Consider the following 20,022-nt stretch of genomic DNA (forward strand, 5'->3'; position numbering starts at 1 on the left):
TCCGTGAGTCAGAAACCCGCGAGGGGGGAGACCGGGCCGTCCGGAAGGAAGGCGTGGCTCGGTCTCGTCGTACTCCTGCTGCCGATGATGCTGGTGATGCTGGACCTCGGCGTCATCTTCCTGGCGATCCCCTACATGGTCAGCGACCTGTCCCTCAGCAACCTCGAAGCGCTGTGGATCATCGACATCTACGGCTTCTTCGTCGTCGGGTTCATGGTCACCATCGGACGCCTGGGCGACCGGATCGGCCGCCGGAAGCTGCTGCTGATCGGTGCCGCCGCGTTCGCGGTCCTGTCGGTGCTCGCGGCGCTCTCGCACAGTCCGGCGGTCCTCATCGTGGTGCGTGCCCTGCTGGGCATCGCCGGGGCGACCATCGGCCCGGCCGTCATGGCCCTGATCAAGGAGATGTTCCCCGACCCCAAGAAGATGGCCACCGCCTTCTCGATGATGGCGACCGCGGCGATGCTCGGTGTGCTGCTCGGCCCCACCGTCGGAGGCTTCCTGCTGGGCGTCTTCTGGTGGGGATCCACCTTCCTCATCGCCGTGCCGGTGATGGTGCTGCTGCTGGTGGTGGGGCCGTTCGTGCTGCCCGAGTCCCGGGACGACTCCGCGCAGCCGCTCGACCTCGTCAGCGTGGGCCTGTCGCTGGCGACGATGCTCCCGGCCATCTGGGGCCTGACCGCCCTGGCCCGCAGCCTGTCCGTGCTCCCCCTGGTGGCCATCGCGGTCGGGCTGGCGTTCGGCGTCGCCTTCGCGCGCCGCCAGCGCCGGCTTGCCGACCCGCTGGTCGACATGGGGTTCTTCCGGGTCCGCACGGTCGGCCCGACGCTGCTGGTGTTCCTGCTCGTCGGGATCGTGCAGAGCGGCAACGGCCTGGTGCTCAACCAGCACCTCCAACTCGTGGATGGCTACTCGGCGTTCGAGACTGCCCTGTGGATGACGCTGCCGGTCTCGATGGCGATCCTCGGGGTGCATCTGTCCACGATGCTCGCGAAGCGCTTCCCACCCGGCGCGGTGCTCACCGGCGGCTTGCTGCTCGCCGCCACCGGCGAGGCCGTGCTGACGCGGATGACCGCGGTGAGCGGGGTGGCCACACTGATCGGCGGGCTGTGCGTCGTGATGCTGGGGACCAGCCCCGTCGGCGTGCTGAGCGGCCAGCTGGTCATGCAGGCGGTGCCGCAGGAGCGGGCGGGTTCGGCCGGTTCTCTGAGCGGGATCAGCGGTGAATTCGGCTCCGCGCTCGGCGTCGCCGTCTTCGGCAGCCTCATGACGGCCTTCTACGCCGGACATGTGAACGTCCCCGAATCCGTCACCGGAAAGACCGCCTCCGCGATCAACGAGACCCTTCCCCACGCGATCGACGCCGCCGGCCGGCTCCCGGCCCGGGCCGGCGGTCAGGTCCTGGCGGCCGCGCGCGACACCTTCAACACCGGAGCCACCTCCGTGGCGCTGCTGGCCATGCTGCTCTTCCTCGGGCTGGCGTTCGTCGCCCACAAGACCCTGCGCGGCGTCCGGCCGATCGGCTCCTCGCCCGAACCGTCCGAAGACAACGAGTAAGGAGCCCTCCCATGCGTGTCGCCTTCGCGGTCTGGCCCGCGGCCGCCCACCTCTACCCCTTCGTCCCTCTGGCCTGGGCGCTGCGCGCCGCGGGACATGACGTCGTCGTCGTCTCCCACCCCACGCTCGGCCCCGCGGTCACGGCGTCCGGCCTCACCTTCAAGGAGATGTGCGGCGCGGACGAGATGCCCGAACCCACCGGACCGACCGGGGCCTGGCCGCAGGCCCGTAAGGAAGTCACCCGCATCACCGAGGCACTGGGGGTCCCGGAAGAGAACGAAATGGAGTGGGGCACCATCTGCCACGGCTTCCTGCCGGCGATGTGGGACTTCACCCCCTTCCAGGGCTCGCCCGACGAACCCCTGCCCGCCATGGACGGGATGGTGGACTTCTTCCGCAGCTGGCAGCCCGACCTGGTCATCTGGGACCCCTGCATGCCCGGCGCGGCCATCGCCGCGCGCGCGGTCGGTGCCCGGCACGCCCGGCAGTCCGGGACGGACTACAACGGCTGGTTCCTCGACCTGTACGAGAAGCTGACCGAGGGACCGGACGCGCCCGACGAGCCCAACCCCATGGTCGAGACGATCCGGGCGATGGCCGAGCGGTACGACGTCCCGATCGACCACGACACCCTCTACGGGCAGTGGACGATCGACGTGGTGCCCAGCGGCATGAACTTCGACGTGGACACCCGACGGCTCCCCATGCGGTGGATACCCCACACCGCCCAGACGGCCATGCCCGACTGGCTGTACCCCGTCCCGGAACGGCCGCGCGTCGCGCTCTCGCTCGGGCTCTCGGTACGCAAGTACGTACCGGCCACGGACTGGGGGTACGTCCGGACGCTGCTGGACGCGCTGGGCGGTCTGGACATCGAGGTCGTCGCGACACTGGACGCCGGTCAGCTCGCGGACGTCGGCGAACTCCCCGCGAACATCCGGGTGGTCGACTACCTGCCGCTCGACAACCTGATGCAGACCTGCCAACTCCTCATCCACCACGGCGGTATCGGCACCATGGCCGCCGCCGGCTGCGTGGGGGTCCCGCAGATCGTCGTGGACTTCCCGGAGAGCGACGGGAAGAAGAAGGACGAGCCGCCGTCCGAGCGGATCGCCTATCCCCGGTACAAGCTCGCGCCGGTGACCGGCGCCTACATCACCGGATTCGGCGCGGGCGAGGTGATGGACCTCGGCAGCCCGTCCGTGGAGGTCATACGCGAACAGGTCACCCGGATCCTGACCGACCCGGCGTTCCGCGGCGGTGCCGAGCGGCTGCGGATGGACCTGATGGCGTCGCCGAGCCCCAGCGACATCGTCCCGACCCTCGAAAAGCTCGCCCTCGCCCGCTGAGCCCGCCCGCAAGCCCGCACGTCACAGGAGTAGGAGTACGCAGGCATGACCGCATCCAGCGCCGCGGACGGGCCGACCCGGCTGCCGCTGTCGTTCAACCAGGAGTTCCTCCGCATGTTCGACTCGGGCGACGAGTCGGGCCCCTTCGGACCCCGGTTCCACATGGTCGGCGTCTGGCGGCTGACCGGTCCGGTCGACCCGGACCACCTGCGCGGATCCCTGACCGACGTGGTGGAACGGCACGAACCGCTGCGCAGCCAGATCGTCCGCGAGGCGGGCGCCGGCCACCAGCGGGTCTTCCCCGCCACCCCGCCCCGCCTCGACATCCGGGAGTGCCCCGGCGTCCCGGTGGCGGAACGGGCGCGGCGGGCACAGGAGCTGCGCCGCGAGATCGAGGCCGGGACGCTCGACATCAACGAGCTGCCCCACCTGCGGGCCGTGCTCCTCCGCTTCGACACGCGCGACGCGGTGCTCCTCCTCCAGACCCATCACACCGCGACCGACGGCATGTCGATGCGCCTGCTCGCCCGGGACCTCGCCGCGTACTACACCGCCCGCAAGAACGGCACCGAGGCCGAGCTGCCGCCCGTACGGCCGTACCACGAGTTCGTCGCCTGGGAGCGGGAGCAGGCGAGGAGCGCGGCGACGGCCAGATCGCTGGACCACTGGCGGCGGAAGCTGCGCGACGCCCGGCTGACCGCACTCAGGACCGACCACCTCAAGTCCGCCGGGCTGCCGTCCGTCACCGCCGCCTACCGGTTCACGGTCGGCGCGGACCTCGTCTCCGGGGCGACCGCGCTGGCCAAGGACGCCTGCTGCTCACCGTTCATGGTGCTGCTCGCCGCGTACTACCGGCTCGTCCACCGGATCACCGGCGCCACCGACGTCGTGGTGTCGACGCACACCCCCGGGCGCGCCAACGGGAAGTTCAACGACACCGTGGGCTCGTTCTTCAACTTCCTGCCGCTCCGGGTCGACCTGGCCGGGTGCGCGGACGTCGGGGAGCTGCTGCGCCGCACCCGTGCCACCTGCCTGGACGCCTACGCGCACGACATCCCCGCGATCCAGCTCTTCGAGGCGCTGCCCGATCTCATGTCCCTCGCGATGCGGGACGACCACGCGCCGGTCACCTTCCAGGTGTTCCCGCGCGCCAACGCCCTGGAGGAGGACGAGGGCGACCCCGACGCCGGTGTCCCGGCGTTCTCCGAGATCCCCTGGCAGCCGCAGTCGGCCCCGGTGGTCTCCGAGCTCCCGGACGGCGCCCTGTGGACACTCAGCTTCGAGCCCTCCGGCGAGGCCATGGGCAACCTGATGTACCGCACCGACCGCTTCGACCGGGAGACGGTGGTGAGGATGGCCGACGAGTACCGGGAGGTCCTGCGGGAGCTGCTGGCCGAGGCCGCCGCCCCCGTGGCGCGTGCGGCATGAGCGCGACGGGGACCACGATCGCGACCGGCCGGATGGTCCGGGTCCCGGGCGGCGAGTTCCTCCAGGGCTCGCCGGAGCGGGTGCTCGACCTCCTGGAGGAGGCGGACCAGCCGTTCCCGCGCCTGTGGTTCGCCGACGAGACCCCGGTCGTCGCGCGCACCGTCGCCCCCTACCTGATCGACCAGTACCCGGTGACGGTCGGCGAGTTCGGCAGGTTCGTCGCGGAGACCGGCTACCGGACCGACGCGGAGGAGCGCGGCTTCAGCCTCGTCTACGGGGCGGGGGGCTGGGTGGAACAGCCCGGCGCCCGCTGGGACGCGCCCGGCGGCCCCGGGCTCACGGTGAGCGGATACGAGGACCACCCGGTCGTCCACGTCTCGTGGGGCGACGCGAGCGCGTACGCCCGGTGGGCCGGCAAGCGGCTGCCGACCGAGGCGGAGTGGGAGTTCGCGGCGCGCGGGACCGGGTTCAGGATCTGGCCGTGGGGCGACAGCTGGGACGCGGGGAACGCCAACACCACGGAGTTCCACGCGCGTTCGTTCACCTCGTACGCGGCATGGCAGGAGTGGTGGGCCGCGGAGTGCGCCCGCCGCGGGGCGCTGCCGCGTACGACGCCGGTGGGCGCCTTCTCGGGCCGGGGCGACAGCCCGTTCGGCTGCGCCGACATGGCCGGCAACGTCTACGAGTGGACGTCGACGCTCTCGCACCTCTACGACGACGCGGTGGACTGCGACCCGACCGTGCGCATGGCCCTGGGCCGGTACCGCGTCATCCGCGGCGGCTCCTGGATGAATCTCCGGTACCAGGTGCGCTGCGCCGAAAGAATGCACGGCGACCCCAGCGGATGGGCCAGTTTCGCGCACGGATTCCGGTGCGCGAAAGACGATTGATGTAAAGGAGGATTCCATGGTGAAGGTCGTTCTTCCCTCGGTTTGGGCCGCCGACGGGCAAACGGAGTTCGAAGTGCCCGCCGGGCTGCTGCACGAGGTCATCAAGCGATTCGTCGCCGACCACCCTTCCTACGCACGCCGGCTTCTCGGTACCGACCGCGAACCCGCCGGCTATATCAATATGTGCGTGGGTGACACGCTCATACCACGCACATCCCGGGCCACCACCGAGGTGCCCGAGGGAAGCACCGTCGTCCTGATCCCTCCGATGGCCGGCGGCTGAACCGTAGAAGCCATTCAGCGCACATGGGAAGATGCCGCCCGAACTGCTGAGGACGACCATTCGAACATCGCAGTGACACCTATGAATTGAGGAGGCGCTGGTGGTGACCAGCCTCGTCGGAGATCGTGCGGTCGTCCTGGGCGGGAGTATGGCGGGAATGCTCGCCGCCCGGGTCCTCGCGGAATTCTTCACAGACGTGACGATCGTGGAACGCGACGAACTCCCGAGCACCGTGGAGTACCGTCGCGGGGTTCCGCACGCCCGCCACGCCCACGGCCTGGTGGCCAGGGGCCAGCAGATTCTGGAGGCGCACTTCCCCGGCCTCACGGACGAGCTGACGGCCGCCGGCATCACCTCCGGCGACTTCAACGGCGACAACCGGTGGTGCTTCAACGGCCGCCGGATGCGCCCGGGGCACTCGGGGCTCCTCTGCGTCCCGGCGACCAGACCGGTGCTCGAATACCACGTGCGCGAGCGCGTCCGGAAGATCCCCCACATCACCTTCCTGGACGGCCACGACATCACTGGCCTGGAGACCAGCCCCGACCGCGCCCGCGTCACCGGCGCCCGCGTCCAGCCCCGGACCCCCGGCGGTGTCGAGCGGACCCTCCACGCCGACCTGGTGATCGACACCACCGGGCGCGGCTCGCGCACCCCGGCATGGCTGCGCGAGCTGGGGTACGCGGCCCCCCGCGAGGAGCACGTCAAGGTCGACCTGGCCTACACGACGCGCCACTACCAGCTGGCCGAGGACCCGCTGGGTACCGACCTCGCGATCATCCCCGCGCCCACCCCGGCACACCCGCGCGGCGCGTTCTTCTACCGGCTGCCCGGCGACGGAAACCGCTTCGAACTCTCCCTGACCGGAATGCTGGGGGACCATCCGCCGACCGACCCGGAGGGCTTCCTCGCCTTCGCGAAATCCCTTCCGGTCCCGGAGATTTACGAGGCCATTCGTACGGCGGAACCCCTGGACGATCCGGTGACCTTCCGATTCCCGGCCAGTGTGCGCCGCCATTACGAAGGACTTGCCGCATTCCCCGAGCGGCTGCTCGTCATGGGCGACGCCTTCTGCAGTTTCAACCCGATCTACGCCCAGGGCATGACCGTGTCCGCCCTGGAATCGCTGACCCTGCTCCGGCACCTGCGAAACGGTGTTCCACCGCAGCCGCTCTCCTTCTTCCGCGACATCTCCCAGGACGTCGACGCGCCCTGGGAGATGTCTGCAGGATCCGATCTCGGATTCCCCGGCGTCGCGGGAAGGCGCACGGTGAAGACCCGCCTGGTGAACGCCTACGTGGCGCGGCTCCAGAAAGCGGCGGAGCACGATGCCGAGATATCCAACGCCTTCATCAGGGCGGCAGGACTCATCGATCCTCCCCAGGCGCTCATGCGCCCCCGCATTCTTCTCCGGGTGCTCCGGCATTCCCTGAGACCGGCCTCGTGATATCGGCCCGTGGCCGATGAAAGGTGAAACCATGCGCCCGTTCCGCATAGACATTCCTCAGGCCGCCCTGGACGACCTGGACCGCCGGATCGCCGACGCGCGGTGGCCGGCCGAACTGCCCGGCGTCCAGTGGGACCGCGGTGTCCCCCTGGAATACCTGAAGGACCTGGCGGACCACTGGCGCACCAAGTTCGACTGGCGCGCCGTCGAGGACCGGCTGAACCAGGTGCCCCAGTACGTCACCGAGATCGACGGCGTCGACGTGCACTTCCTCCACGTGCGTTCGCCCGAACCGGCGGCGGTACCGCTGATCCTCACCCACGGCTGGCCCGGTTCGGTGACCGAGTTCCTCGACGTCATCGGGCCGCTGACCGACCCGGCCGCCCACGGCGGGGACCCGGGCGACGCCTTCCACGTGGTCATCCCGTCCCTGCCCGGCTACGGATTCTCCGGCGCGCCCGCCGAAGCCGGCTGGGGGGTGAAGCGGGTCGCGCGGGCATGGGCACAGCTCATGGCGTCCCTGGGCTACGACCGGTACATCGCCCAGGGCGGAGACTGGGGCTCCTCCATCTCCCTGCACCTCGGCCTCGCCGACCCGGAGCACGTCGCCGGGGTGCACGTGAACATGCTGGTGACGATCCCGCCGGAGGACCCCGCCGCGATGGCCGGCCTCAGCGAGACCGACGCGGCACGGCTCGCGCACGCGGTCGCCTTCGAGGAGGACGGCACGGGATGGCGGAAGATCCAGTCCACCCGCCCGCAGACCCTCGCGTACGCGCTCACCGACTCACCGGTGGGCCAGCTGGCCTGGATCGCGGAGAAGTACAAGGAGTGGACGTCCTCGAAGGACGCCCCCGAGGAGGCGGTGGAGCGGGACCAGTTGCTGGCCGTGGCCTCGGTGTACTGGCTCACCGCGTCCGCCGGGACCAGCGCCCAGCTGTACTACGAGTCCAACCGCACCGTCGAGGACTTCCTGGAGACCTGGGCCGGTCCGTGGCCGCTCACCATGCCGGTCGGTGTGACGTACTTCGCCGGGGACATCGTCCGGCCTGTCCGCAGCTTCGCCGAGCGCATCCTGCCGACCCTCGCGCACTGGACGGAGCACGACCGGGGAGGCCACTTCGCCGCCCTGGAACAGCCCGGACCGTTCGTGCAGGACGTACGGGAGTTCGCCCGCAAGCTGCGCTGACCCGGGTCCGGGCCCCCGCCGAAAAGATTCTCGACGTTTTCCCGGGGGATGTCGGGAACGGCTCGCCCGCTCCGACCCCGGGGTGAGAAAGTGCACCGGCGCACCACCACGACACGAGGAGTTTCCATGCCGAAGTTCATGCTGATGGTCAACCACGACGGCGGCGTCTTCGAGCAGCCCATGGACGAGTGGGACCCCAGCGACATCGCTGCGCACTTCCAGTACTACGAGGTCCTGACCAAGGAACTCACCGAGAGCGGCGAGATGATCCAGTTCACCGCGCTCGCCGACCCCCAGCTCACCAAGATCGTGCGCGCGGACGGGGTGGCGGCACCGAAGGTGGCCGACAGCCCTGACCCCAAGGCCAAGGCGCACCTCGCCGGCTTCAACATCTTCGACGTCGCCTCCGAGGCCCGCGCCCTGGAGATCGCGGCCCGCATCTCCGCCGTCCCCGGCCCCGGCGGCGTCCCCACGCAGCAGCCGGTCGAGGTGCGCCGGGTGACGAACGACTAGTCCGGCCCGTGCCCGTGTTCCGCCGCGCAGGACGGGCACAGCTGGTCGGCGGGGCGCGGGCCCTTGACGGGGGTCCGGCAGTCCGGCCGGCGGCATTCCCACATCGTGCCCGGCCGCGCCGTCGCGGCGGGGGGCTCCGGCGGGGCCTTCACGGGGCGGGCCGACGGGTGGGAGCGGCGCTCCGAGCAGCGCGGGCACGCCCTGCCGGTGTCGATGTCCACCCCGTCCTCGCAGCGCGGCGCCCCGCAGTCCCCGTCGCCGACGAGGCGGACCGCGATGCCCACGGGACGCTCCAGCCGGCCGTGCGCCGCGTCGTCGCAGAAGCCCCAGGTGTACCAGCGGCGGCCTACCCGCTCGGCGATCTCCTCGGCCGCCCGCCACTTGAGCGCGGCGAGAATCGCGTCGCGCAGCACCTTCGGACGGTAGCCCGGCAGCCCTGCCCTGAGCTCGGAAGGGAAGGCCGCCTCCACCGTGCGCACCGCGCGGCTCTGCTCCGCGCTCATCCGGAAGGACCGCTCCCCGGTGAGGGCCGGACGCGGTTTCGCGGCCCTACTACGGTGAGTTGGCCTACGGCCGTCACCGGCGCTGCGCGCCGCAGGCGCATCGCGGTCTCGTTGATGTTGGTCTGCTTCACCTTCGTCTTCTTCCACCCCTCCCGGAGGGGGTACGGAACCCCTTCGCGCAGGGGCGCGTACCCCCTCGGAGGGGGGTACGCGCCCGAGGTCGGACGGCTGTGCCGACTGCTCCGTACCCCCTCCCAGGGGGGTACGGAAATCCTCGATGGCCGGGGCGCGGAACGCGGTCAGCGGGGGAGGCCGTTCCCTGTCCCGGCGGGCCCGGGTGCGCTCGGCCGCGACCCGCGCGCAGTGCTCCTTGAGCCCCTTCCGGACGGCCTCCAGCCAGCGGTCGAACTCCGTCTCGCGGAGCCGCCGCTGCTCGTCCGTCTCGGATTGCGGCCCCCGGTTGAGGGCGTACCACTCGCCCATCGAGCGGGGGCCCGCGTATCCGGCGGACGGGGTCTGGTGGATGACGTAACGGTGCCGGCGCTTGAGGCCCGTCTCCACCCTCTTCACGGTCACCGCCTCGATGACCTCGAGTTCGAGGAGGTATCGGGCGACGTGCTCGGGCTTCTTGAGGTGGAGCAGCCGGGCCAGGGTCACCAGCCCCGGCCACACCTCGGCGTCGTTGCGCTTCACGTTCAGGTGCGACGACAGCGCCCACCACAGCGCGCGCGCCTCCGACGAGGCCCCGGAGAGGAGCACCCAGTCCCCGAGCATGGTGAAGGGTGCACGGCGTCCCAGTTCGAGCTCGAAGGCGACGTTCAGCTCGGCCGGGTCGGAAAGGCTCACCGCGCCGCCTCGAACGGGCTGCCGTGCACGTGCATCAGGTCTCCTGGGCTCCGTCCTGACCGCCGGCGGACCGGCGGTCAGTGGCGGGGGGTGCGTCGTACGGGGTGGATCAGGCCGTGCCGGCGACCGCCCCGGACCGGAGACCGGGGGCGGGGAGCGGGTGGACCGTTTCGGCCTCGACGGTCGCCTCGAAGGCGCACGTTCCGTTCTGGAGACCGCTGACCCGGAAGGCGCGGCGCGTCCCGGCGGCCTCAGGAGCGGCCGGTTCGGCGGTGATGGTGCAGGGGCTGTCGAATTCGACGTAGCGGTGGAAGGCCATGTCCATCGATACAGGCATGCTCATGTCAGGCTGATCGCCGAGCGCGAGGACCGCCTGCTGCACCGCCTCGAAGAGGACCATGCCGGGCGCGTGGTCGACCGGGTGGTCGAAGAGGACGGGGTGGGTGGGGTCGAGGAGGAGTTGCCACTCCACGGAGCCGGGCGGGCCGCCGGCAGCCGGACGGGCCGGCTCGGCGAGGACGACGTCGGCGGCGAAGCGGCGGTCCACGGTGTGGGGGGCCAGGGGCCTGCGCCGCTCGGCGGCGACCGGCTCCGGCATGGCACCGCCCCGCCCTGCGCGGACCTTCCGGTAGACGGCGGGGGAGCTGCACCCGATACGGGTGCTCGCCACGGCCAGGAGGGCGTCACCGCGGCTGATCTCGAACCGCATCGCCAGGGCCGAGGGCAGTCCGCGGACGCGTCTGATCTCGTGGCACCACACCCGCAGTTCGATCTCGGCCGGGGTGCCGGTGACCCGCATGGCCTCGGGGTCGGCCGTGTACCGGAAGTCCTTCCAGCTGAGCTGGTAGCCGAACGGGACCTCGTACGCCGCGTGCATCAGGAGCGGGAACGTCTGGCGGATGGTCTCGCACAGCAGCATCGGGTCGTAGAGCGCCTGGCTGACGGAGTAGAAGCTGTGGCTGCGGGGCCACTGCGCGGTGAGGGTGAAGGCATCCGGCCCGGTGCGCTGCCATCCGGTCAGGAAGACCTCGGCGAGAGCCGCTCGATGCACATACTCTTTTGCCACAGTCGTGGTCAGGCCATGTCGAGCGGTTGTGTCCACGTGCTCAGTCAGCATTGTGACTCCTAGCGGGGTGGGCTGGATGCAACCTTCTAGGGATGTGGAGCAGGCTGATAAAATAACGGTTGCTCGGTATTTTTCCAAGAGGGGCGCGTGTGGTGGCGACAAGGGATCCGAAGCAGGAACGAGCAATCAGGACAAGGGACTTGATTGTTCGTGCGGCAGCCGAGGTGTTCGAGGAGAGCGGTTACCATGCCGCGAGCGTCGCCAGGATCAGTGCCAAGGCCGGTGTGACCCAGGGCGCTCTCTATTTCCACTTCAAGACGAAGCAGGCCATCGCGCAGGAGGTCATGCACGCGCAGGGCACCTTCGTGCAGATACCCGACGAGGGCCGGGGGCTGCAACGGCTCCTGGACGTCAACTTCTATCTGGCGAGGGAGCTCCAGCGGAACGTTCTCTTCCGTGCGGGCGTCCGGCTCGCCGTGGAACAGGGAGAGATCGGAATCCAGGACGCCAGCGCCTACCAGGGCTGGGCCGACCAGTTCCACGCGATCCTCGTCGAGGCACGCGAGGAGGACGAACTCCTTCCCGACGTGGACGAGCGGGAGTTCGCCCAGGTCCTGGTGGGCGCGTACAGCGGCACCCAGCTGTACTCGAAGGTCGCCACCGGGTCCGTCGACCTCATCGAGCGCATCGCCTCGCTCTGGCGGTATCTCCTCCCCGGGATCGCCACCCCCGAGGCGATCGCCCGGCTCAGCGTGCGGCCGGAGTGGGCGGAGCCGCGGGGGTGAGCCCCGCACGGGTCGTGCTCACCGGGGCCACCGGCTTCATCGGCGGTGCGGTCCTGGGCGAACTCGTCCACCACCGCGTCGCGTCCGGGATCGTGCTCCGCGCGGTCGGTCGCGGCCCGCGTCCGGAGGGGCCGGCCTCCGCGGCCGACGAGTGGGTGTCCGCCGAGCTCACCGACCCGGACTCGCTGCGGGGTGTCTGCGAGGGCGCCGACGTGCTCCTGCACCTGGCCTCCGCGCTGGGCCCGGACGCGGCCCGTTGCGAGGCGGTCAACGCAGGCGGGACGACGGCGGTGATGGCGGAGGCCGTCCGGGCCGGGGTGCGGCGCATCGTGCATCTGTCGACCGCCGCGGTCTACGGCCGCGGGCCGCACCGGGGCATCGACGTGGACGGGATCGTGCCCGCGCCGGTCTCCGCCGCCAGTCGCAGCAGGCTCCTCGCCGAGCGCCCCGCACGTGAGGCCGGCGCGTTCGTGCTCAGGCCGGGCCTCGTCCTGGGGCGCGGAGACCGCTGGGTCGTCCCGGCCCTGGCGGAGCTCGTACGCAGGGTGCCGTCGCGGTGGGACGGCGGCCGGGGGCTGCTGTCCGCGGTGGCCGTGGACGACCTCGCCCGGCTGATCGCCGCACTCGCCCTGTCGCCGGAGTGCGGGCAGGCCGCCGGGGGCGTCCACCACGCCTCCCACCCGCTGCCCGTCCGCAACGGGGACCTGATGGACACCCTCGCGGCACACGCCGTACTGCCCGCCCAGCGCGGCGAACTCGACTGGCCCGGCTGCCTGGAGCGGCTGCGCGCGGCCCCCGGGTCCGTCAGCGAGCGGCAGTTCGAGCTGCTGGCGCGCGACCACTGGTACCGGAGCGAGGAGATCTGGGACGTCGCGCACTGCGATCCCGGGCCCGGGCCGCTGGCGGCCGTCGCGGCCGCCGCCGACTGGTACCGGAAGCTGCCCGCCTGACCCGGGGGCCGACGGGCCGGGTCTCAGGCCGGCACCGCCGGCTCGGGTTCGGCGGTGATGCCGCCCAGCGCCACCTGCCAGGCCCCCCGCAGCTTCGCCAGCGCGTCCTTGCGCTGCGTGTCCGGGCCGAGCTCCGTGCCGTGCAGCAGCAGCCTGATCAGTTCGGTGACGTCGTCGGGCCGAGCCGCCGCACGCACTTGGCCCTGCTTGCAGGCCTCGTCCACCAGCGTCGTCACCAGGGGCAGCCAGAGCCGGGACCACGGGGCGGTCGACCGCTCCCGTGACAGCCGGACCGCGCACCGGACGAGGGGGTCCTCCTCCAGGAGCCGGGCCAGCCCCAGCAACAGGTCGGCCAGCCGGGTGAGCGGCGGCGTCGTCTGCGCCGCGAAGGTGCGCACCATCGAGCGCGTCACCTCGGTGCCCTCCTCCTCGATCGCGTCCGCCAGATCGTCCTTGCTGGCGAAGTGGTAGGTCAGCGCCCCCATCGTCATGCCCGACTTCTCGACCACCTGCGCCAGCGATGTGCCGTGGAAGCCGTCCCCGACGAACGTCGAAGCTGCCGCCTCCACGAGGAGGGCTCGTGTGCGCAGGGCCTTGACCCGCTTGGCCATAGTCACTCCGGATCTGTCCTGCCGTATCCAATACGCGGTCACGATCACGGCGCAACGGAGGCTTAACAAGGGGGAGTTGGCAAAGTGCGACAGTTCGGGCGCGGTATCACACCGGACCCGGTTCCGACGTGGCGAAGTGGAACCGAGGCCGTACGGGCGGGAGGAAAAAAAGAGGACGTCCGCTATTCTTTTGCGGGTCCAGTCACCCTGCCGACAGGGAGTCGCACTGTGCTCACGTCCCTCCCGCCGCGCCCCGGCCCGGTCTCGGCCTTCGACTTCACCGAAGTCGTCTTCGGCCACCTCCCCCGGGTGGACCAGCGCCGCTGGGCCCACGCCTACCTCGGCGCCCTCCTGGCCACACCCGGCAAGAAGTCGGTCCGCAGGCTCGCCGAGTCGCTGGCCGGATCGACGTCCACCGCGCAGTCGCTGCACCAGTTCGTCAACGCCAGCCCCTGGCCGTGGGAACCGGCGTACGGGGAGCTGATGCGGTGGGCCGAGGAGCACACCGTGCCGCGCGCCTGGACCATCGACGTCGCCGTGGTCCGCAAGCGCGGTGAGCACTCGTGCGGGGTCCACCGCCGCTTCGTGCCGAGCACCGGACGGTCCGTCAACTGCCAGGTCGGCATCGGCGCCTTCCTGGTCACGGACGACGACGCGCTGCCGGTCGGCTGGCGGCTGCTGCTGCCCCGGCTCTGGACCGAGGACCCGGCGCGCCGGAGCCGCACCCGCATCCCCCAGGACGTCGACGCGCGCGGCCTGGAGACGTGCGCCCTCGAACTCGTCCGGGCCATGGGGGAGCGGTCCCGGCTCGGCGAGGTGCCCTTCGTGGCCGACCTCAGCAGCCACTGCCCCGGTACGTCGCTGATCCGCGGACTGAGCAGGAGCCACCGGGACTTCCTCGTCGGGGTGCCCGCCCGCTTCCCGGTCGTCCCCGACCGCCACCTGCGCGTGCGGCCCTGCGACAGCGCCGCGCCCCTCGCGACACCGGCCGCCGACCTCTTCGAGGCCGCGCGCGACCAGCACCTGGTGGGCTCGCACACGATCCGGGACGGAGGCGGCCGCCCGCTGACCTTCCGTACCGCGCTCGTACGGCTCCCGGGACCCGTCGCGGACCCGGCGGCCGCCCGCGCGTACCGGCTCATCGCGGGTCCCGCGCGCGGCACGGGCCCGCAGCTGCTCTGGCTCACCAACATGGTCGGCCGGCGGCTGGACGACGTACTGCGGCTCACCCGGCTGCGGACCCGCTCCACGCAGACCCTGGAACGGCTGGAGCAGGACTACGGGATGGCCGACTTCGAGGGCCGCTCGTATCCGGGCTGGCACCACCACATGGCGTTGATGTCCGCCGCCTACATGCACGCCCGGCTGGGCGCGGACGTCCCGGCGCTGGTGCGGGCCTCGTAGGGGGAGTCCAGGGCGAGCAGCGCGCCCAGCAGCGCCGGCCAGTCGCCCGGCACTCCGCGGCGGCCGGCCCCCTCGCCCATGTGGTGCAGCCCCACCAGCGCGGAGACGACGAGCCCCGCCACGGCCGCGCTGCGCGTACCGGCCGGGACCGTGCCCTGCCGTTCCGCCTCCAGCACGACGTCCTCCACGGCCGCCGACCAGGCGGCGAACGGATCGTCGACCGACACGTCGATGAGCCCGCGTTCGGCCAGCAGCCGGAAGCTCCCGCGCACCTCCGGGTCGTCGGCCAGCAGCCGCGCGACCTCCTGGGCGAGCGCGGTCAGCAGGCCGGCCGCCCCGGGGAAGAACGGGCGCAGCCGGCCGATCAGCCGGGGCACCAGGTCGTACTGCCGTGCGATGACGGCCTTCGCGAGGTCGGTCTTCGACGCGAAATGGAAGTACACGGCCCCCTTGCTCAGCTTCCGCCGCGCCGCGACGTCCTCCAGTCGTGTGCCCAGATACCCCTTTTCTCCGAATACCTCGGCGGCTCCGCTCAAAATGGCTTCCCGGGTCCGGACGGATCGCTCGTGCACACTTCACCACCTTGGTGTTTTCAAGAGACTCACTCGGTCCCTACGGTGGGTGGATGTTGAAGAACACCTATGAAGGACAGGATTGCAACGTCGCCCGCTCGCTTGAAGTGATAGGCGAACGGTGGACCCTCCTCATCGCTCGTTCGGCGTTCCTCGGTATCAAACGGTTCGACGGATTCCTGGGCAACCTCGGAATTGCTCGGAACGTGCTGGCCAACCGGCTGGGGAGGCTGGTCGAGCACGGTCTGATGGAGAAGGTGCTCTATCAGGAGAAGCCCGTCCGTTACGAATACGTGCTCACCCCGAAGGGCCGCGACCTCGCCAAGCCCGTCATCGCGCTGATGCAGTGGGGGGACCGCAACCTCCACCTCGCCGACGGGCCCCCGCGTACCGCCGAACACCTGGGCTGCGACGGATCGGTCCATGCCCAGTTGCGGTGCACGGACTGCGACCGCGAGGTGCACACCGACGAGGTGGCGGTCCGCCGGACCCGCTGAGCCCGGACATTCCGGCTGCCCGGTCAACAGCGCACAGCGGAAGATGCCCGCCCCCGGCGCCCCGCCCACCATGAAGCCTCCACCGCCTCCCGTGGCGGTCCGAAGGAGGCAGATCGTGACGGCTGTGGGAGCACTGCGCCGGATTCTCATGGCGCCGTCCCTGGACGAAGTGACCTTCGCCCGACGGGGTTTTCCCGTCGAGGAGACGGCGCAGACACGCGCGCTGGAGGCCATTCCGCAGGCGGTCGTCTGCGGATTCGAGTGGGCCATCGAGGCCGGCGACCCGAAGGAGACCGAGCGCCACCTCGCCCTGGTCGACCCGGAGCTCCAGGGCTTCGCCTACGAGGGCGCGACCATGGCCTGCGTCGTGCGCGACGCGATGGGCCCGGGAAAGGGCCACCGGACCCTCGACCTGCTGCGGGGCCCCGGCGCCCCGCACATCTTCCTGAACTACATCGGCATCGGGTTCGCCATGGCCCGGCTGCCGCGGCCGCTGTGGAAGAAGGTCCTCCCCGACCTCACCGACAGCGCCGAAGGACCCCCGCTCTACCCGCAGATGAGCTGGCTCGCCGTGGACGGATACGGCTTCGACAAGGCGTACTTCGACACCGCCCGGCACATCGACGCGCAGCACGTCCCCACCGCCTACCCCTGGCAGGGCGACGCCGACTACTTCGCGCGCGCGGTGGACCAGGGCATCGGCCGCGCGCTGTGGTTCATCCACGGCGCGCACACCGCGCACGTGGACGCCGCCGTCCGCCGCTTCGCCTCCGCGCGCCACGCCGACCTGTGGAGCGGCGTCGGACTCGCGGCCACCTTCGCCGGCTCCTCCAACGCCGGGGACCTGGCCGCCCTGCGCCGGCTGGCCGGGGAGCACGCGCCGCAGGTGGCGCAGGGCTCGGTCTTCGCCGGCAAGGCCCGGCACCACTCCGGTGTGGTCCCCGAGCACACCCGTATCGCCGTACGCGAACTCGCGGGCCTGTCCGTGGAGGACGCCGCGGCGCTCGCCGACGACTGCGCGGTGGAATCCGGCGACGGCACGCTGCCCGCCTATGAGCTGTGGCGGGAATCGGTGCGCGGAAAACTCCCCGTGAACGTCGGCTGAGCATTCACGGAGTAGACACCGGACGACTGCGGAAGGCATTTTCTTCCGGAAAGTCGAAGACATCAGATGCGATCGCAGAAATGACGACGAGGGACGGTCTCCACGTGTCAAAAATTCTTCGCGCGGCGAGGCGCAGGATTCTCACGCCGAATGTATCGGCCACCAGAATGGACGTTCGCGGATTCCACGTGAAGGATGCGGCGTCGAAGAACCAGCTGGAAATGATCGGCAAAACGTTCCTCGACGGTTACGCGTACGTGGTCGAGGCGCGGTCGTCCGCCGAGGCCGAGGAACGCCTCGAAACCATCGACGAGCAGTACCGCGGATTCGCGTACGAGGGCGCCGGCATGGGTGCCGTCATGCTCGACTCGCTCGCCGGCAGCACCAAGCGGCTCGACGGACTCCTGGCCGGGCAGGGACAGCACCACATCTACATGGTGTACGTCGGCATCGGCTGGGCGATGGCCCGGCTCCCCCGCTTCCTGTGGCCGGACGTGACCCGCACCGATCCGCTGCTGCGCTGGCTGATCCTGGACGGCTACGGCTTCCACCAGGCGTACTTCCGTACCGACGCCTATGTGCGCGACCCGGACCGCGTCCACCCCTTCGCCTGGGCGGGCGGCCCGGCGGACTACAGCCTGCGGGCGATCGACCAGGGCATCGGACGGGCCCTGTGGTTCGTCGGCGGCACCGACCCCGACGTCGTCACCGGACTCATCCGCTCCTACGCCGAGCACCGGCACGCGGACATGTACGCCGGGGCCGGCCTCGCCGCCACCTACGCGGGCAGCGTCGGCGAGGACGAACTCCGGCGCTTCGCAGAGCAGTCCGGCCCGCACCGCCCCCAGCTCGCCCAAGGCGCCGCCTTCGCCGCCGAGGCCCGGGAGAAGGCCGGTCTGACCATCGCCCACACCCACCTCGCCGCACGCGTGCTCTGCGACCGGACCCCCGCCGAGGCGGCCCGGCTCTGCACCGGCCTCATGCCCGGCCAGGACGCCCGGACCACCGGACCGTCCGGCGAACCCGCCTACGAGACCTGGCGGCAGCAGATCGCCGGCCGGCTCACCGCCCTTCCCCTCGCGCAGAAAGATGCCCTCTCATGACCCACCCACGGATCTGGTTGCGGAAGCAGGCACCCGGCGTTCTCGCCCTCGCCCTGATGGTGGGCACCTTCTACGCGGTGCGCCTGCCCGTCTCCAGCGCGGCCGACAAGAGTGCCATGGCCTCGCACTTCACCTTCAAGGCCCAGTCCATCGCGATGCCCGCCGGCTACAAGCAGCAGACCATCCGCAAGGTCAACAAGGCGTACGAGCACATCGACGCCTGGATCTCGTCCGTCGGCGCCGGCATCGCCATGAACGACATCGACGGCGACACCCTGCCCAACGACCTGTGCGTCACCGACCCGCGCATCGACCAGGTCGTCGTGACGCCCGCCCCCTCCCCGAACCGCACCAGCCCCGCCTACGAGCCGTTCGTCCTGGACCCGTCCCCGCTGCCGACCAGCAAGACCATGGCCCCCATGGGCTGCACCCCCGGCGACTTCAACGAGGACGGCGCCACCGACCTCCTGGTCACCTACTGGGGCCGTACGCCGGTGATCTTCCAGGCGCAGCGGGGCGCCGGCCAGGACCTCACGAAGATGAGCCCCGACAGCTTCACCCCCGTCGAACTCGTCCCCGGCGCCGGTGGCACCACGTACAACGGCCCGCTGTGGAACTCCAACACCGCCGCCGTCGCGGACTTCGACGGAGACGGCCACAACGACATCCTGATCGGGAACTACTTCCCGGACAGTCCCGTCCTCGACCCGTCCAAGGACGGCGGGGTCACCATGAACGACTCGCTGTCCCACGCCCAGAACGGCGGCGGCTCCCACATCTTCCGCTGGACCGAGAACGGCTACAGCGAGGTCAAGGGCGCCATCCCCTCCGGCATCAGCCACGGCTGGACCCTGGCCGCCTCCGCCAACGACCTCGACGGCGACCAGCTCCCCGAGCTGTACCTCGGCCACGACTTCGGCACCTCCGCGCTGCTCTACAACACCTCCACCCCGGGCAGGATCCGGTTCGCCGAGGTGAAGTCCGCGTACAGCGCGACCATCCCGAAGTCCAAGCAGATGGGCCGCAGCTCCTTCAAGGGCATGGGCATCGACTTCGGCGACCTCGACAACGACGGCCTGTACGACGCGTTCGTCTCGAACATCACCACGTCGTTCGGCATCCAGGAGTCGAACTTCGCGTTCATCGACTCCGCCCGCGACCAGAAGGACGTACGCGCCAAGCTGCGCGACGGCGTCGCCCCCTTCACCGACCACAGCGCCCCGCTCAACCTGGCATGGTCCGGCTGGGGCTGGGACGTCAAGACCGGCGACTTCGACAACAACGGCGACCTGGAGATCGCGCAGGCCACCGGCTTCGTCAAGGGCAAGACCAACCGCTGGCCCCAGCTCCAGGAGCTCGCCACCGCCAACGACGCCCTGGTGCGCCACCCGATGTGGTGGCCCAACCTGCGCGAGGGCGACGACCTGGCCGGCGACCAGACACTCCACCTGTTCTCCAAGGGCAAGGACGGCTCCTACGCCGACCTGGCCCCCGCGCTCGGCCTCGCCGTGCCGGTGCCCACCCGGGGCGTCGCGACCGGTGACGTCGACGGGGACGGCCGGCTCGACATGGCCGTCGCCCGCCAGTGGGGCGAACCCGTCTTCTACAGCAACACCAGCAAGAACCCCGGCGACTACCTCGGGCTCAAGCTGGTCGACGCTAACGGCTCGCCCGTCGTCGGCGCCCAGGCCACGGTCACCCGCTCCGACGGCAGCGTGCGCGTCGGCCGGGTCGACGGCGGCGGCGGGCACTCCGGACGCCGCAGCAGCGACATCCACATCGGACTCGGCGACCAGCCGGACGGACCGCTCCAGGTCGACCTCGTCTGGCGCGACCGCTCCGGACAGGTACACCACCAGGACGTATCGCTGAACCCCGGCTGGCACTGCCTCCAGCTCGGCGTCACGGCCAAGGAGAAGTGACC

The 20,022-nt window shown here is 70.9% G+C and carries 19 protein-coding genes; 15 read left to right on the top strand and 4 right to left on the bottom strand.

Annotation, left to right across the window (positions count from 1 at the left end; all coding sequences use genetic code 11):
- Nucleotides 1-3: 3 nt before the first annotated feature.
- The 8 genes from ACZ6C6_RS27565 (at nucleotide 4) to ACZ6C6_RS27600 (ending at nucleotide 8,656) form a co-directional block, all read left to right on the top strand.
- Complete coding sequence (locus ACZ6C6_RS27565) at nucleotides 4-1,557, top strand: MFS transporter (RefSeq protein ID WP_469206333.1); 1,554 nt, start codon at nucleotides 4-6, stop codon at nucleotides 1,555-1,557.
- Nucleotides 1,558-1,568: 11 nt separating this feature from the next.
- A complete protein-coding gene (locus ACZ6C6_RS27570; RefSeq protein WP_469206335.1) occupies nucleotides 1,569-2,906 on the top strand; it encodes a nucleotide disphospho-sugar-binding domain-containing protein in 1,338 nt (445 codons plus the stop codon).
- Nucleotides 2,907-2,951: 45 nt separating this feature from the next.
- Entirely contained in the window at nucleotides 2,952-4,334 is a 1,383-nt protein-coding gene (locus ACZ6C6_RS27575) for a condensation domain-containing protein (protein ID WP_469206337.1), read from the top strand.
- Complete coding sequence (locus tag ACZ6C6_RS27580) at nucleotides 4,331-5,224, top strand: formylglycine-generating enzyme family protein (RefSeq protein ID WP_469206339.1); 894 nt, start codon at nucleotides 4,331-4,333, stop codon at nucleotides 5,222-5,224. Before ACZ6C6_RS27575 ends, ACZ6C6_RS27580 begins: the two co-directional genes overlap by 4 nt.
- 16 nt (nucleotides 5,225-5,240) lie before the next feature.
- A complete protein-coding gene (locus ACZ6C6_RS27585) occupies nucleotides 5,241-5,507 on the top strand; it encodes a MoaD/ThiS family protein (protein ID WP_469206341.1) in 267 nt (88 codons plus the stop codon).
- A gap of 103 nt (nucleotides 5,508-5,610) precedes the next feature.
- Entirely contained in the window at nucleotides 5,611-6,954 is a 1,344-nt protein-coding gene (locus ACZ6C6_RS27590) for an FAD-dependent oxidoreductase (protein WP_469206546.1), read from the top strand.
- Nucleotides 6,955-6,985: 31 nt separating this feature from the next.
- Complete coding sequence (locus tag ACZ6C6_RS27595) at nucleotides 6,986-8,143, top strand: epoxide hydrolase family protein (RefSeq protein ID WP_469206343.1); 1,158 nt, start codon at nucleotides 6,986-6,988, stop codon at nucleotides 8,141-8,143.
- Between the two features lie 126 nt (nucleotides 8,144-8,269).
- Nucleotides 8,270-8,656, top strand: coding sequence for a YciI family protein (locus tag ACZ6C6_RS27600; RefSeq protein WP_469206345.1), 387 nt, complete (start codon nucleotides 8,270-8,272; stop codon nucleotides 8,654-8,656).
- On the opposite strand, the gene ACZ6C6_RS27605 is transcribed toward ACZ6C6_RS27600, so the two are convergent.
- Both ACZ6C6_RS27605 and ACZ6C6_RS27610 read right to left on the bottom strand, forming a co-directional pair.
- Nucleotides 8,653-10,005, bottom strand: coding sequence for a hypothetical protein (locus ACZ6C6_RS27605; protein ID WP_469206347.1), 1,353 nt, complete (start codon nucleotides 10,003-10,005; stop codon nucleotides 8,653-8,655). The two genes, ACZ6C6_RS27600 and ACZ6C6_RS27605, sit on opposite strands and share 4 nt — an antisense overlap.
- Nucleotides 10,006-10,114: 109 nt before the next feature.
- The gene (locus ACZ6C6_RS27610; RefSeq protein ID WP_469206349.1) at nucleotides 10,115-11,122 is read right to left on the bottom strand and encodes a ScbA/BarX family gamma-butyrolactone biosynthesis protein; all 1,008 of its coding nucleotides are present in this window, start codon (nucleotides 11,120-11,122) and stop codon (nucleotides 10,115-10,117) included.
- Nucleotides 11,123-11,223: 101 nt separating this feature from the next.
- Between ACZ6C6_RS27610 and ACZ6C6_RS27615 the strand changes: the two genes are divergently transcribed.
- A complete protein-coding gene (locus tag ACZ6C6_RS27615; RefSeq protein WP_469206351.1) occupies nucleotides 11,224-11,856 on the top strand; it encodes a ScbR family autoregulator-binding transcription factor in 633 nt (210 codons plus the stop codon).
- Nucleotides 11,853-12,806 carry an NAD-dependent epimerase/dehydratase family protein gene (locus tag ACZ6C6_RS27620; protein WP_469206353.1) on the top strand — a complete coding sequence of 318 codons (954 nt, stop codon included), beginning with the start codon at nucleotides 11,853-11,855 and terminating at the stop codon, nucleotides 12,804-12,806. Before ACZ6C6_RS27615 ends, ACZ6C6_RS27620 begins: the two co-directional genes overlap by 4 nt.
- Before the next feature lie 23 nt (nucleotides 12,807-12,829).
- Here ACZ6C6_RS27620 and ACZ6C6_RS27625 read toward each other — a convergent pair whose 3' ends face one another.
- On the bottom strand, nucleotides 12,830-13,417 hold the full coding sequence (locus ACZ6C6_RS27625) for a TetR family transcriptional regulator (protein ID WP_469206355.1): 588 nt from the start codon (nucleotides 13,415-13,417) through the stop codon (nucleotides 12,830-12,832).
- Nucleotides 13,418-13,645: 228 nt separating this feature from the next.
- Here ACZ6C6_RS27625 and ACZ6C6_RS27630 point away from each other — a divergent pair, with 228 nt between their 5' ends.
- Nucleotides 13,646-14,821 (top strand): IS701 family transposase, encoded by a 1,176-nt coding sequence (locus tag ACZ6C6_RS27630; RefSeq protein WP_469206357.1) that lies wholly within the window; start codon nucleotides 13,646-13,648, stop codon nucleotides 14,819-14,821.
- On the opposite strand, the gene ACZ6C6_RS27635 is transcribed toward ACZ6C6_RS27630, so the two are convergent.
- Entirely contained in the window at nucleotides 14,767-15,357 is a 591-nt protein-coding gene (locus ACZ6C6_RS27635; protein WP_469206359.1) for a TetR family transcriptional regulator, read from the bottom strand. The two genes, ACZ6C6_RS27630 and ACZ6C6_RS27635, sit on opposite strands and share 55 nt — an antisense overlap.
- An 89-nt stretch (nucleotides 15,358-15,446) precedes the next feature.
- Between ACZ6C6_RS27635 and ACZ6C6_RS27640 the strand changes: the two genes are divergently transcribed.
- The 4 genes from ACZ6C6_RS27640 to ACZ6C6_RS27655 all read left to right on the top strand — a co-directional run bounded on the left by ACZ6C6_RS27640 (nucleotide 15,447) and on the right by ACZ6C6_RS27655 (nucleotide 20,020).
- Complete coding sequence (locus ACZ6C6_RS27640) at nucleotides 15,447-15,890, top strand: winged helix-turn-helix transcriptional regulator (RefSeq protein ID WP_469206361.1); 444 nt, start codon at nucleotides 15,447-15,449, stop codon at nucleotides 15,888-15,890.
- 112 nt (nucleotides 15,891-16,002) lie between these two features.
- Nucleotides 16,003-16,995 carry a DUF1702 family protein gene (locus tag ACZ6C6_RS27645; protein ID WP_469206548.1) on the top strand — a complete coding sequence of 331 codons (993 nt, stop codon included), beginning with the start codon at nucleotides 16,003-16,005 and terminating at the stop codon, nucleotides 16,993-16,995.
- Nucleotides 16,996-17,099: 104 nt separating this feature from the next.
- Nucleotides 17,100-18,098 (top strand): DUF1702 family protein, encoded by a 999-nt coding sequence (locus ACZ6C6_RS27650; protein WP_469206363.1) that lies wholly within the window; start codon nucleotides 17,100-17,102, stop codon nucleotides 18,096-18,098.
- Nucleotides 18,095-20,020, top strand: coding sequence for an FG-GAP repeat domain-containing protein (locus ACZ6C6_RS27655; protein ID WP_469206365.1), 1,926 nt, complete (start codon nucleotides 18,095-18,097; stop codon nucleotides 20,018-20,020). The genes ACZ6C6_RS27650 and ACZ6C6_RS27655 overlap by 4 nt, the downstream gene beginning before the upstream one ends.
- Nucleotides 20,021-20,022: the final 2 nt, after the last annotated feature.

It is taken from the genome of Streptomyces sp. NPDC041814, assembly GCF_055590565.1.